The following is a 13,145-nucleotide window of genomic DNA, read 5'->3' on the forward strand; positions in this document are numbered from 1 at the left end:
CCACGAATTTCCCCGGGATGAGATCCTGGATCGCGTATGTCTACGCACTCTGCCCCCGAAACCCCGGCCGCCCTCGGCGCCCTCGCCCCTCGCCTGACCGAGCTGTCCCTGCGCGACGCGCAGCGGCTCGGGCGCAGGCTCGAAGGTGCGCGCAAGATCCGTAAGCCAGAGGCCCGTGCCGCCGTGCTGGCCGAGATCGAGGCGGAGGTCGAGCGGGGCGAGGCCCGGATGGGCCGGCGGCGCGCCCGGGTGCCCGCCGTGAGCTACCCCGAGCAGCTGCCCGTCAGCCAGAAGAAGGACGAGATCGCGGCCGCCATCCGTGATCACCAGGTCGTCATCGTCGCCGGTGAGACCGGGTCGGGCAAGACGACGCAGATCCCCAAGATCTGTCTCGAACTGGGGCGCGGGGTGCGCGGCATGATCGGCCACACCCAGCCCCGCCGTATCGCGGCCCGTACCGTCGCGGAGCGGGTGGCGGAGGAGCTGGACACCCCGCTGGGCGAGGCCGTCGGCTGGAAGGTGCGGTTCACCGACCAGGTGAATCCGGAGGGCACCTTCGTCAAGCTCATGACGGACGGCATCCTGCTGGCCGAGATCCAGACCGACCGCGAGCTGCGCGCCTACGACACGATCATCATCGACGAGGCCCACGAGCGGTCCCTCAACATCGACTTCCTGCTCGGATATCTCGCCCAGCTGCTGCCCAGGCGGCCGGACCTGAAGGTCGTCATCACCTCCGCGACCATCGACCCCGAGCGGTTCTCCCGGCATTTCGGTGAGGCGCCGATCGTCGAGGTCAGCGGCCGGACCTATCCGGTCGAGGTGCGCTACCGGCCGCTCCTGGAGGAGGAGGGCGAAGACGCCGACCGCGACCAGATCACCGCGATCACCGACGCCGTCGAGGAGCTGATGGGGGAGGGCAAGGGCGACATCCTGGTCTTCCTCTCCGGTGAGCGGGAGATCAGGGACACGGCCGACGCGCTGACGAGGAAGCAGTACCGCTTCACCGAGGTGCTGCCGCTGTACGCCCGGCTGTCGCACGCCGAGCAGCACCGCGTCTTCCAGCCGCACACCGGCCGCCGGATCGTGCTGGCGACGAACGTGGCCGAGACCTCGCTGACCGTCCCGGGCATCAAGTACGTCATCGACCCCGGCTTCGCCCGCATCTCCCGGTACAGCCATCGCACCAAGGTGCAGCGGCTGCCCATCGAGGCGATCTCCCAGGCGAGCGCCAACCAGCGCAAGGGCCGCTGCGGCCGGCTGAGCGACGGTGTCTGCATCCGGCTGTACAGCGAGGACGACTTCCTGGCCCGTCCGGAGTTCACCGACGCGGAGATCCTGCGCACCAACCTCGCCTCCGTCATCCTGCAGATGACGGCGGCCGGCCTCGGCGACATCGAGAAGTTCCCGTTCATCGACCCGCCGGACCACCGCAACATCCGCGACGGCGTCCAACTCCTCCAGGAACTGGGCGCGTTGGACCCGGCGCAGAAGGACACGCGCAAGCGGCTCACCGACACCGGACGCAAGCTGGCCCAGCTGCCCGTCGACCCCCGGCTGGCCCGGATGGTCCTGGAGGCCGACAAGAACGGCTGTGTGCGCGAGGTCATGGTCATAGCGGCGGCGCTGTCGATCCAGGACCCGCGAGAGCGGCCCGCCGACAAGCAGACGCAGGCCGACCAGCAGCACGCCCGCTTCCGGGACGAGACGAGTGACTTCCTCGCCTACCTCAACCTCTGGCGGTACGTCCGCGAGCAGCAGAAGGAGCGCGGCTCCTCGTCGTTCCGGCGGATGTGCAAGCAGGAGTACCTGAACTTCCTGCGCATTCGCGAATGGCAGGACATCTACTCGCAGTTGCGGACCGTCGCCAAGCAGATGGGCATCCACCTCACGGAGGAGGACGCCCCGGCGGACCGCGTCCACGTCTCGCTGCTGGCCGGCCTGCTGTCGCACGTCGGCATGAAGGACGTGAAGGAGGGCGCGAAGAACGACTATCTCGGGGCCCGCGGCGCCAAGTTCGCGATCTTCCCGGGTTCGGCGCTCTTCAAGAAGCCCCCGCGGTTCGTGATGTCGGCGGAGCTGGTCGAGACGTCCCGGCTCTGGGCCCGCGTCAACGCCAGGATCGAGCCCGAGTGGGTGGAGCCGCTGGCCGGGCACCTCCTGAAGCGCACGTACAGCGAGCCGCACTGGGAGAAGGACGAGGCGGCGGTGATGGCGTTCGAGAAGGTGACGCTCTACGGCGTCCCGATCATCGCCCAGCGGAAGGTGAACTACGGCCGGATCGACCCGGAGACCAGCCGCGAGCTGTTCCTGCGCAACGCGCTCGTCGAGGGCGACTGGCGCACCCACCACAAGTTCTACGCCGACAACCGCCGGCTCCTCAGCGAGGTCGAGGAGCTGGAGCACCGGGCGCGGCGCCGGGACATCGTGGTCGACGACGAGACGCTGTTCGACTTCTACGACCAGCGGGTGCCCGACCACGTCGTGTCGGGCGCCCACTTCGACTCGTGGTGGAAGCACAAGCGGCACGAGCAGCCGGACCTCCTCGACTTCGAGCGGGAGATGCTCATCCGCGAGTCCGCGGAGGCGGTCACCAAGGCGGACTATCCCGACACCTGGCGGCAGGGCCCGCTGAAGTTCCGGGTGACCTACCAGTTCGAGCCCGGCGCGGACGCGGACGGTGTCACCGTCCACATCCCGCTCCAGGTCCTCAACCAGGTCGCAGACGAGGGCTTCGACTGGCAGATCCCCGGCCTGCGGGAAGAGGTCGTCACGGAGCTGATCCGCTCGCTGCCGAAGCCGATCCGCCGCCACTACGTGCCGGCGCCGAACTTCGCGAAACGTTTCCTGGAGCGGTCGGTGCCGCTCCAGGAACCGCTGACGGTGACCATGGCGCGCGAGCTGAAGCGGATGGTCGGTGTCCCCTTCGAGGCCGACGACTTCGACTGGTCGAAGGTCCCCGAGCATCTGCGCGTCACCTTCCGGATCGTCGACGAGCGGCGCCGCGCGCTCGCCGAGGACAAGGACCTGGAGACGCTGAAGATCAGGCTGAAGCCGAAGGCCCGCCAGGCGCTCTCCCAGGCCGCGGCGGCCACGGCGGAACGGCAGGGCGGCGAGTCCCTGGAGCGTGCGGGGCTGACGGACTGGACGATCGGCTCCCTGACCCGCGTCTTCGAGACCCGCCGGGCCGGCCAGCCGGTGCGGGCGTACCCGGCGCTCGTCGACGACGGCGACACGGTGTCCGTACGGCTCTTCGACACGGAGGCCGAGCAGACCGAGGCCATGTGGAAGGGCACCCGGCGGCTGATCCTGCGCAACATTCCGGTCAACCCGGGGAAGTTCGCGTCCGACCGGCTGACGAACGCCCAGAAGCTCGCCCTGTCCGCGAATCCGCACGGTTCCGTGCAGGCCCTGTTCGACGACTGCGCGACCGCAGCGGCGGACCGGCTGATCGGTGACTTCGGCGGCCCGGCGTGGGACGAGGAGTCGTACCGCAAGCTGTTCGACAAGGTGCGCGCGGAGATCGTCGACACCACGGTCCGTACGGTGGGGCAGGTGCAGCAGGTGCTGGCCGCCTGGCAGGCCTGTGAGCGCCGTCTGAAGGCCGTCCGCAGCCCCTCGCTGCTGGCGAACCTCACGGACGTCCGCACGCAGTTGGACGCCCTGGTGAAGCCGGGCTTCGTGACGGGGACGGGGCTGCGCCGGCTGCCGGACCTGATGCGCTACCTCGTGGCCGCGGACCGCCGGCTCCAGCAGATGCCGGCCAACGCCCAGCGGGACACCAGCCGCATGGAGAAGGTCCACGAGATGCAGGACGAGTACGCGTGGCTGCTGGAGCAGATGCCCCAGGGCCGCCCGGTCCCTGCGGCGGTGCTGGACATCCGCTGGATGATCGAGGAGCTGCGGGTCAGCTATTTCGCCCACGCGCTGGGCACGGCGTACCCCGTCTCCGACAAGCGGATCGTGAAGGCGATCGACGCGGCTGTCCCGTAACAGCGCCCCCACCCTGGGTGAGTTCGACCGGGGGCTCCCCCTCCTGTACAGTCTCTTCTCGCAGCACAGCGCAACATCAAGTGCCGCGAAACCTGGTCCTGTGGAGCAGTTTGGAGTGCTCGCCACCCTGTCAAGGTGGAGGCCGCGGGTTCAAATCCCGTCAGGACCGCAGTGCAGGAAGGCCCGTCCCGCAAGGGGCGGGCCTTCTTCGTGTCCCGGCCCGTCCGCGGCCGATGCCCCGGCCCGTCCGCGGCCCCGTGGTTGCGGTGCCGGCCGTGACGCCTTCCCTCCGGCCCGCGGGGCGCTCCCGGAGCCCGGAAGACGCCTCTGGGGCCCCAGGCCGTCTTGACGCCGTCCCGTTCGCTCGGTAACCAGGGACCAGGGCCCGTTCGTTCCCGTACGGCCCCGGAGGTGGCGCATGGCTGAGTCGGTCAGGCACGAGACGCGGGCACTGCTCCGCGCGCATCTGTCGGCTGCCTCCTCCTACGGCCATCTGACGCGCCACTGCACGATCTGCCACCGCCTGCTGCGACTGGCCCTGGACTCCGGGCCACGGGGCGCACAGGCCCCCCGGGAGGCCGCGGAGGACGAGAGCGCGGCCACCGCGTGAGCGCCGCCCGCGCCCAACACCCGCCGCGCGGTGGGGAGCTGGGAAAGAGGGTCCTCCTTTAGCGCACCCGCCCCGGGGCAACAAGCAGCCTGCCGTGTGACGGGTGTCACCGCATGAGTTTTTGAAAGTGCGGTACTTACGCCTCACCTACAACTGGTCAATTTAATATGTGCAATTGCACCAGTCCGCAGGCGTTCCCCACAGGAGATCCGACACCCCTCCCCAGACTCCGACAAGGGCGCTCACAGACCCCCCGCACCGGCCCTCATCGCGCACAAAAAAGATCGCGCTGGACCCGGCGGAGTCCAGCGCGATCTACGACGCACCCTGTGTGTTGCTCACAAAGCGTGGAAGTGCTTGGGCGTGGAGCCTGTTGGGGCAGGACCCGCGTCGCTTGGAGCTGTGGTCCCGAACGGGTCGACAAGTGGGGGGACCTGCCGGTTCGTCCGGTTATTCAGTTGTTCAGGCTTCGCTGCGCTGCTGCGGGATGCCCGCGAGCAGAGCGCGGACTTCGGCCTCGCGGTACCGGCGGTGACCGCCGAGCGTGCGAATCGAAGTCAGCTTGCCGGCCTTCGCCCACCGCGTGACCGTCTTGGGGTCGACGCGGAACATGGTGGCGACCTCAGCCGGGGTCAGCAGCGGCTCGGCATCAGGGGTGCGAGCGGTCATGAGCGGCCTCCTCGGGAGAACCGAACCATCTCGGTTCTTTCCTCTAAATTCTGCACCTTGACCCGCGTTGCCCGAAATGGCGGACGCGAGTCGAGTCGGTTATAGGACGAACGGCTTGTCCTCGGCACTACAACTACACCATCCGTCCAGCCTCGTCGGCCAAACCGATGGAATTGCCCTCCCAGGTGTTCATCAGCGACGGAAGCCGATGGACCATGCCATAGCGGACAGTCACGCCCCTGTGACGATCAGTCACAGGGGCGATCGGGAGTCATCAGACCCCCCATAGCGTGCAATGCTGAGATTCCACCCATACATGGGCAGACGGAGTCTCCCCCGGACTCCTTGTCCTATTTTGGCATGAGGGGGGGCAAGCTGCGCAAGGGCCGCGTACGTGCGGTCCGTCACGCTTGCCGACAATCGCCCGGTACGGGACCTACGCCCCTTGTTGACGAAACCTCAGGAATCGGAACCCCGGTGCGAGACGAAACCCCAAAACGGGCGTCAGGTCAAACGTCAGTTCGCAGACCGGCGGTCCCGCACCGAACGCCACCGCTCCACCAGCCGCCCGTACGCCTCGCCCGCGGCCGCCCCGTCGCCCTGCCGCAGCGCCTCGACGCCCTCGGCCACGTCCGCCGCCGAGTGGTCCCCGGCCAGCTCGCCGGCCGGCAGCACGTGCACCAGGCCGCCGTAGTCCAGCTCCACCAGCGAGCGCGGGTGGAACTCCTCCAGCCAGCGTCCGACGTCGACCAGGCCGTCGATCAGCGGTCCCTCGTCGAGGGTCTCCCGCAGCGTCCGCAGCGCCCGCGCCACCCGCCGCCGGGCCTGCACCATGGGTGTCCGGTAGCGCAGCACCGGCGCGTCGCCGTCCCCGTCGTCCGAGCCCTTGCCGAGCTCCCGCTCCTCGTCGGAGACCAGCACGAACCAGTGCAGGGGCACCTGCCAGGTCGCCGTACGGATCCAGGGACGGGCGTCCGGGTTGCGGATCAGCCAGCGCTCGTAGTCCTTGGCGGCCTGGCCGCGCACCACCGGGGGCAGCACCGCGTCCAGCACCGGCGGCGGAAGCTCCCCGCCGAGCTCGCCCAGGGCCTGCCAGCCGCGCAGCCGGGTCCGCCAGGGGCACACGCACACCACGCCGTCGACCTCGGTCACGAACGCGTCGCCGCTCTCGTGCACCGGCACGGGGACGGGCGGGGTGGGCAGCAGGTCGGTCAGGGAGCGGCGCAGCTCGTCCTGGTAGGAGGGACGGTCGGTGCGGCGGGCGTAGCGCTCCCAGTGGGCGCGCTCGGCTTCCGGGAAGGCGGCCAGCGGTTCGTACACGCGCAGATAGGTCGCGTACGGGACGATCACCGAGGACACCTTGGGCACGCCTGCTCCCTCCCCCTCCCACCACCGGGAAAACCTGCCGGACCCTACGACGAACGCGCGGTAAATCCATGCAAATCGTCGCACGGCCGTACGCCGCCGACGGGTGATCCTGACCACGGGGCGGTCGGCGGGCGCACCCAGGGCCTAATCTCATGGCCACAGGTCCCGCCACCCGTACGGGAGCCCGTGTCCAACCGCCGCTACTTATCCGGGAGTCACCACAGTGACCGACGTAACCGGCGCGCCTGCTGATGTACTGCACACCCTGTTCCACTCGGACCAGGGGGGTCATGAGCAAGTCGTGCTCTGTCAGGACCGCGCCAGCGGACTCAAGGCCGTCATCGCCGTCCACTCCACCGCGCTGGGCCCCGCGCTCGGCGGTACGCGCTTCTACCCGTACGCGAGTGAGCAGGAGGCCGTCGCCGACGCGCTGAACCTCGCCCGCGGGATGTCGTACAAGAACGCCATGGCCGGTCTCGACCACGGCGGCGGCAAGGCCGTGATCATCGGCGACCCGGACCGGGACAAGACCGAGGAGCTGCTCCTCGCCTACGGCCGGTGCGTCGCCTCGCTCGGCGGGCGCTACGTCACCGCCTGCGACGTCGGCACGTACGTCGCCGACATGGACGTCGTGGCGCGCGAGTGCCGCTGGACGACGGGCCGCTCCCCGGAGAACGGCGGCGCGGGCGACTCGTCCGTGCTGACCGCCTTCGGCGTCTACCAGGGCATGCGGGCCAGCGCCCAGCACCTGTGGGGCGACCCGTCGCTGCGCGGCCGCACGGTCGGCGTCGCGGGCGTCGGCAAGGTCGGCCACCACCTGGTCGAGCACCTGCTGGGCGAGGGCGCGCGGGTGGTGATCACCGACGTACGGCAGGAGGCGGTGCGGCGTGTCGCCGACCGGCATCCGTCCGTGACGGTGGTCGCCGACACCGAGGCGCTGATCCGGGTCGAGGGGCTCGACATCTACGCGCCCTGCGCGCTCGGCGGCGCCCTCGGCGACGCCAGCGTGCCCGTGCTGACCGCCCGGGTGGTCTGCGGGGCGGCCAACAACCAGCTCGCCCACGCGGGCGTCGAGAAGGACCTCGCCGACCGCGGGATCCTCTACGCGCCGGACTACGTGGTGAACGCCGGCGGTGTCATCCAGGTCGCCGACGAGCTGCACGGCTTCGACTTCGAGCGGTGCAGGGCGAAGGCGGCGAAGATCTTCGACACCACACTGGCGATCTTCGCACGTGCGAAGTCGGACGGGATTCCGCCGGCCGCGGCGGCCGACCGGATCGCCGAGCAGCGGATGGCGGAGGGCCGCCGGGCGGGCTGATCCGCACCGCTGACCGGTGCCCGCCGGCGGGCACTTGGAGAGAACTCTCACGTCCGTCGGCGGGTCGCCCGCCGATAAGTGGTTAAAATCGCGGTTGACCAGCGGGGAAAGGGCACCCCTCTGGCTCTGGGACCGGGCACGTCCGGTGGGCGACGTACCGTATGGGCGCGGGCTCAGGTACCGTGGAAGCCCTACGGACCGGTCTCTCCACGGAGAGCCCGTTCCAGATCATGAACGCGTGTCAAGACTCTGGGGCCGTCGAGCCCCGTATCCGAGGGGGTCGAGCCATGGGGCGCGGCCGGGCAAAGGCCAAGCAGACGAAGGTCGCCCGCCAGCTGAAGTACAGCAGCGGCGGGACTGACCTCTCGCGTCTGGCCAATGAGCTGGGCGCTTCGACTTCGAGTCAGCCGCCGAATGGCGAGCCGTTCGAGGACGACGACGAAGAAGACGACCCGTACGCACAGTACGCGGATCTGTACAACGACGACGAGGACGAGGACGACGAGTCCGGTCCGACGTCTCAACGTCGCGGCGCTTGACGCAGTGCGCGTTCGGCGTGTCCCGCGGTTCTCGCAGTAACCGCACTTCACCCGGTCCAGGGCAGCAGCGCCGGACCGGGTTTTGTGCTGCCCCGCGGTCCTACACGGCGTAGTCGCCGACCAGTTCGGCGCCCGTCCCGTGGTCGCCGCGCTCGGTGATCTCACCGGCGACCCAGGCCTCGACCCCGCGGTCGGCGAGTGTCGCCAGCGCCACGTCCGCCGACTCCCCGGGCACGATCGCGATCATGCCGACGCCCATGTTCAGTGTCTTCTCCAGCTCCAGGCGCTCGACCCGGCCCGTGCGCCCCACGAGGTCGAACACGGGGCCAGGGGTCCACGTGGAGCGGTCCACGACGGCGTGCAGGCCGTCCGGGATCACGCGGGCCAGGTTGGCCGCGAGGCCGCCGCCGGTGACGTGGCTGTAGGCGTGCACGTCGGTCGTGCGGGTCAGGGCCAGGCAGTCGAGCGAGTAGATCTTCGTCGGCTCCAGCAGTTCCTCGCCGAGGGTGCGGCCGAACTCCTCGATGTGCGCGTCCAGGGCCAAACCGGCCTGGTCCAGCAGGACGTGCCGGACGAGCGAGTACCCGTTCGAGTGAAGACCGGAGGCGGCCATGGCGACGACCGCGTCACCCGTACGGATGCGATCCGCGCCGAGCAGCCGGTCGGCCTCCACGACGCCCGTGCCGGCGCCGGCGACGTCGAAGTCGTCCGGGCCCAGCAGGCCGGGGTGCTCGGCGGTCTCGCCGCCCACCAGGGCGCAGCCGGCCAGGACACAGCCCTCGGCGATGCCCTTGACGATGGCGGCGACCCGCTCGGGGTGGACCTTGCCGACGCAGATGTAGTCGGTCATGAACAGCGGCTCGGCGCCGCACACCACGATGTCGTCCATGACCATGGCGACCAGGTCGTGGCCGATGGTGTCGTAGACGCCCAGCCGGCGGGCGATGTCCACCTTCGTGCCGACGCCGTCCGTGGCGGAGGCCAGCAGCGGGCGCTCGTAGCGCTTGAGGGCCGAGGCGTCGAAGAGGCCGGCGAAACCGCCGAGGCCGCCGAGGACCTCGGGGCGCTGCGTCTTCCTCACCCACTCCTTCATCAGCTCGACGGCGCGGTCGCCCGCCTCGATGTCGACGCCGGCAGCCGCGTAGGAGGCACCGGGAACACCGCCCGTCACCGGAACGGACTGATCAGACGCAGAAGACATTGCCTGGGATCTTTCGGGTTGGTGAAACGGGGCTTCGCGGCGCGCTTACGGGCGACGGATCGCGTCGGCCGCGGCCGTGGCGGCGGGCCCGGCGGCCAGCTCGGTCTCCAGGAGCTGCTTGCCGAGCAGCTCGGGGTCCGGGAGCTCCATCGGGTACTCGCCGTCGAAGCAGGCGCGGCACAGGTTCGGCTTGGCGATGGTGGTCGCCTCGATCATGCCGTCGATGGAGATGTACGAGAGCGAGTCGGCGCCCAGCGAGGTGCCGATCTCGTCGATCGTCATGCCGTTGGCGATGAGCTCCGCGCGGGTGGCGAAGTCGATGCCGAAGAAGCAGGGCCACTTGACCGGCGGGGAGGAGATCCGGATGTGGACCTCGGCCGCCCCTGCCTCGCGGAGCATCCGCACCAGGGCCCGCTGGGTGTTGCCACGCACGATCGAGTCGTCGACGACGACCAGGCGCTTGCCCTTGATGACTTCCTTCAGCGGGTTCAGCTTCAGCCGGATGCCCAGCTGGCGGATGGTCTGCGAGGGCTGGATGAACGTACGGCCGACGTAGGCGTTCTTGACCAGTCCGGCGCCGAACGGGATGCCGGACGCCTCCGCGTAACCGATGGCCGCGGGGGTGCCGGACTCCGGAGTCGCTATCACCAGGTCGGCCTCGACCGGGGCTTCCTTGGCGAGTTTGCGGCCCATCTCCACACGGGAGAGGTACACGTTCCGGCCGGCGATGTCGGTGTCCGGGCGGGCCAGGTAGACGTACTCGAAGACACAGCCCTTGGGCTTCGCTTCCGCGAAGCGGGAGGTGCGCAGGCCGTTCTCGTCGATCGCGACGAACTCGCCCGGCTCGATCTCGCGGACGTAGGCGGCGCCGCAGATGTCGAGGGCGGCGGACTCGGAGGCGACGACCCAGCCGCGCTCCAGCCGGCCGAGGACCAGCGGGCGGATGCCCTGCGGGTCGCGGGCGGCGTAGAGGGTGTGCTCGTCCATGAAGACGAGCGAGAACGCGCCCTGTACCTGGGGGAGGATCCGGGCGGACGCCTCCTCGATGGTCAGCGGCTTGCCGTCGTCGTCGACCTGGGCCGCGAGGAGCGCGGTCAGCAGGTCGGTGTCGTTGGTGGCCGCGATGCGGGTGGACCGGCCGTTGGTGTCCTTGGGGAGGTCGGCGACCATCTCGGCGAGCTGCGCCGTGTTGACCAGGTTGCCGTTGTGGCCGAGCGCGATGGAACCGTGCGCGGTGGCCCGGAACGTCGGCTGGGCGTTCTCCCACACGGAGGCGCCGGTGGTCGAGTAGCGGGCGTGACCGACCGCGATGTGACCCTGGAGCGAACCGAGCGAGGTCTCGTCGAAGACCTGGGAGACGAGGCCCATGTCCTTGAAGACGAGGATCTGCGAGCCGTTGCTGACCGCGATCCCCGCGGATTCCTGGCCCCGATGCTGGAGGGCGTAGAGCCCGAAGTAAGTGAGCTTGGCGACCTCTTCGCCGGGAGCCCAGACACCGAAGACGCCGCAAGCGTCCTGGGGGCCTTTCTCGCCGGGGAGCAGATCATGACTGAGTCGACCGTCACCACGTGGCACGCCACCGAGTGTAGGCGAGATCGACCACTGGTCCGAATTGGGGAATGGTCCCAAAACGGACTGCGGGCAGGTGTCAGCGGTCGGCGACCGCGCGGACCGTCCCGGCGTTCTTGCTGGTCAGCGCGAGGCTGTCGTGACCGAGCGTGGAGGACACCGTCGCGCCGAAGAGCCGCAGGAGCCTTCTCTCCGACGTCATGAGTGAGGCTTCGCACATCATTCGGGTCGTGGACGGGGCGCCGAGGGTGATATGTCCCTCGCGGACCGCCGCCGTGGCGTTCACCTTGTTGCAGCCGAGGTTGCCGGAGACCTTTCCGCCCTTCTCGTCGAAGACGAGGTGGGCACGGCCGTCCGTGTCGGGGGACGTGATGACCCAGGTCGTGCCGTCGAGCGGGGCGGCGGCCCGCCCGGTGAGGGTGACGCGGTCGCCGTCGGCGGTGGTCAGCGTGAGCCGGTCGCCGGTGACCCGCGGGGTGAGGGGGTGGGCGGCGAGGGCGGTGGTGAGGCCGCGTTCGAAGGCCAGGGGGACGTCCTCGCAGGCCATGGCGGTCGACTCGATGGGGCCGAGGGAGAGCCGGTCGCCCGTGAAGGCGGCCGTGGAGGTGAAGCCGTTGCAGCCCAGGTTGCCCTTGACCCGGCCGTTCTCGGCGATCCGCAGATAGGCCCTGGCCGGTGCGCGGCTGGTGCGGCCGTTCACGGTGAGTTCGTCGACGGCCCAGTGGACGCCGGTGACGGGGGGACCGGCCTCGGCGGAGGCGCTGCCGCTGTCGCCGGCCCGCTGGCTGCCGCACGCGGCGGCGAGCGGGAGGAGGGCGGCCAGGGCGGTCGCCGTCATCGCAGGGCGCCGCCGGTGTCCGGAGGGGTTCGATCGCTCCTTGTCCGTGTGCGTGTCCATGGCTGTTCGACGGGCCGCCCGGAGGACCGGTTCCCCCGTGTCACCCCATCAGCGGCAGCAGTCCGGCCAGGTCCGCCCGTTCCCCGCTCGCCCGGACCGAGCCGTCCGCCACCGCGTCCCGCCACGCCAGCCGCCCGGTGGCCAGCCGGACCCAGGTCAGCGGGTCGGTCTCCACCACGTTGGGCGGGGTGCCGCGGGTGTGCCGGGGACCCTCCACGCACTGCACGACGGCGTACGGCGGAATCCGCACCTCCGTCGAGCCGCCGGGTGCCCTGGCGGCGAGGGCGTCGGCCAGCAGCCGGGTGCAGGCGGCCAGGGCCTGGCGGTCCTGCGGGATGTCGAGGCCGGGCACGGCGGCGTTGAGGTCGTCGGTGTGGGCGACGAGTTCGACGGTACGGGTGACCAGGTAGTCGGCCAGGGTCATGGCGCCGGTGCGGGCGGCGAGGAGCCGGGTGTCCGGGGCGTCGGCCAGGCGCTCGGCGAGCCGTTGCCCGGCGCCTTCGTACAGCGCGTCGAGGTCGGGGTGGGCGGCGGCCAGTTCACGGGTGCCGCCGTCGATGTCCGCGGCCCGGGCCCCGGTGGCGAACGGCCATTCCACCAGGGTGAGTTCGGCCTTCGGAGGTGCCTCCCGGTCGAGGTCGCGGCTCACGGTCTCCACGGCCATCGTCACGTGCGCCGCCAGGTCCCGCACGGTCCAGCCCGCGAGGCGGGTGGGCAGCGCCAGCTGGTCGGGGGTGAGGGTGCGGACGGCCGCGCGGACGTTCCCGAACTGGGCGAGCACGGCGGCACGGATCTTGGCGGGGGCGTAGGCGCGGGCGCGCTTCTTGGCCGGGGGCATGGCGGTGAGCCTAACGCCCGCCCTCGCGGCCCCCGGATCGCGCGGGCGGTGTCCGTGGGCCGGCACGGAGAAGACCCCGTCCGTCGAAACGGGCGGGGCCTTCAGCGGCGCGGGACCGTCCCGGCGCTCCGCTGGGCGGATG

Annotated in this window: 10 protein-coding genes and 1 tRNA gene; 5 read left to right on the plus strand and 6 right to left on the minus strand. The window is 70.5% G+C overall.

The window, feature by feature from the left end; all coding sequences use genetic code 11:
• Positions 1-36 precede the first annotated feature (36 nt).
• The 3 genes from hrpA to AC07AZ_RS03815 all read left to right on the plus strand — a co-directional run bounded on the left by hrpA (position 37) and on the right by AC07AZ_RS03815 (position 4,603).
• Complete coding sequence (hrpA, locus tag AC07AZ_RS03805; protein WP_478843502.1) at positions 37-3,993, plus strand: ATP-dependent RNA helicase HrpA; 3,957 nt, start codon at positions 37-39, stop codon at positions 3,991-3,993.
• 94 nt (positions 3,994-4,087) lie between these two features.
• Positions 4,088-4,162: transfer RNA gene (locus AC07AZ_RS03810), tRNA-Asp, on the plus strand.
• Between the two features lie 249 nt (positions 4,163-4,411).
• Entirely contained in the window at positions 4,412-4,603 is a 192-nt protein-coding gene (locus tag AC07AZ_RS03815) for a DUF6274 family protein (protein ID WP_478843504.1), read from the plus strand.
• Between the two features lie 462 nt (positions 4,604-5,065).
• Here the strand turns inward: AC07AZ_RS03815 and bldC are convergent, their stop codons facing one another.
• Positions 5,066-5,272, minus strand: a complete 207-nt coding sequence (gene bldC / locus AC07AZ_RS03820) for a developmental transcriptional regulator BldC (protein ID WP_003949541.1) — start codon at positions 5,270-5,272, stop codon at positions 5,066-5,068.
• Positions 5,273-5,788: 516 nt separating this feature from the next.
• Positions 5,789-6,640: a DUF8083 family protein gene (locus tag AC07AZ_RS03825; RefSeq protein WP_478843506.1), complete on the minus strand. Its 852-nt coding sequence runs from the start codon at positions 6,638-6,640 to the stop codon at positions 5,789-5,791.
• Positions 6,641-6,863: 223 nt separating this feature from the next.
• On the opposite strand from AC07AZ_RS03825, the gene AC07AZ_RS03830 reads away from it, so the two are divergent.
• Together AC07AZ_RS03830 and AC07AZ_RS03835 are read left to right on the plus strand one after the other, a co-directional pair.
• The gene (locus AC07AZ_RS03830; RefSeq protein WP_478843508.1) at positions 6,864-7,958 is read left to right on the plus strand and encodes a Leu/Phe/Val dehydrogenase; all 1,095 of its coding nucleotides are present in this window, start codon (positions 6,864-6,866) and stop codon (positions 7,956-7,958) included.
• Between the two features lie 287 nt (positions 7,959-8,245).
• The gene (locus AC07AZ_RS03835; RefSeq protein WP_010985561.1) at positions 8,246-8,497 is read left to right on the plus strand and encodes a DUF3073 domain-containing protein; all 252 of its coding nucleotides are present in this window, start codon (positions 8,246-8,248) and stop codon (positions 8,495-8,497) included.
• A 100-nt stretch (positions 8,498-8,597) separates the two neighbouring features.
• Here the strand turns inward: AC07AZ_RS03835 and purM are convergent, their stop codons facing one another.
• The 4 genes from purM to AC07AZ_RS03855 all read right to left on the minus strand — a co-directional run bounded on the left by purM (position 8,598) and on the right by AC07AZ_RS03855 (position 13,003).
• The gene (purM, locus tag AC07AZ_RS03840; RefSeq protein ID WP_478843510.1) at positions 8,598-9,698 is read right to left on the minus strand and encodes a phosphoribosylformylglycinamidine cyclo-ligase; all 1,101 of its coding nucleotides are present in this window, start codon (positions 9,696-9,698) and stop codon (positions 8,598-8,600) included.
• A gap of 45 nt (positions 9,699-9,743) precedes the next feature.
• Positions 9,744-11,273: an amidophosphoribosyltransferase gene (gene purF / locus AC07AZ_RS03845; RefSeq protein ID WP_478843512.1), complete on the minus strand. Its 1,530-nt coding sequence runs from the start codon at positions 11,271-11,273 to the stop codon at positions 9,744-9,746.
• Positions 11,274-11,346: 73 nt separating this feature from the next.
• Positions 11,347-12,105: an META domain-containing protein gene (locus AC07AZ_RS03850; RefSeq protein WP_478843514.1), complete on the minus strand. Its 759-nt coding sequence runs from the start codon at positions 12,103-12,105 to the stop codon at positions 11,347-11,349.
• A 100-nt stretch (positions 12,106-12,205) separates the two neighbouring features.
• Complete coding sequence (locus AC07AZ_RS03855) at positions 12,206-13,003, minus strand: maleylpyruvate isomerase family mycothiol-dependent enzyme (RefSeq protein ID WP_478843516.1); 798 nt, start codon at positions 13,001-13,003, stop codon at positions 12,206-12,208.
• Between the last annotated feature and the right edge of the window lie 142 nt (positions 13,004-13,145).

Source organism: Streptomyces sp. NPDC043878, assembly GCF_056435735.1.

Bases quoted from the DNA above. Each gene is read 5' to 3' on its own strand.
- hrpA (WP_478843502.1), top strand. From the start codon at position 37: ATGTCTACGCACTCTGCCCCCGAAACCCCGGCCGCCCTCGGCGCCCTC.
- AC07AZ_RS03815 (WP_478843504.1), top strand. From the start codon at position 4,412: ATGGCTGAGTCGGTCAGGCACGAGACGCGGGCACTGCTCCGCGCGCAT.
- bldC (WP_003949541.1), bottom strand. From the start codon at position 5,272: ATGACCGCTCGCACCCCTGATGCCGAGCCGCTGCTGACCCCGGCTGAG.
- AC07AZ_RS03835 (WP_010985561.1), top strand. From the start codon at position 8,246: ATGGGGCGCGGCCGGGCAAAGGCCAAGCAGACGAAGGTCGCCCGCCAG.
- purM (WP_478843510.1), bottom strand. From the start codon at position 9,698: ATGTCTTCTGCGTCTGATCAGTCCGTTCCGGTGACGGGCGGTGTTCCC.
- AC07AZ_RS03850 (WP_478843514.1), bottom strand. From the start codon at position 12,105: ATGACGGCGACCGCCCTGGCCGCCCTCCTCCCGCTCGCCGCCGCGTGC.
- AC07AZ_RS03855 (WP_478843516.1), bottom strand. From the start codon at position 13,003: ATGCCCCCGGCCAAGAAGCGCGCCCGCGCCTACGCCCCCGCCAAGATC.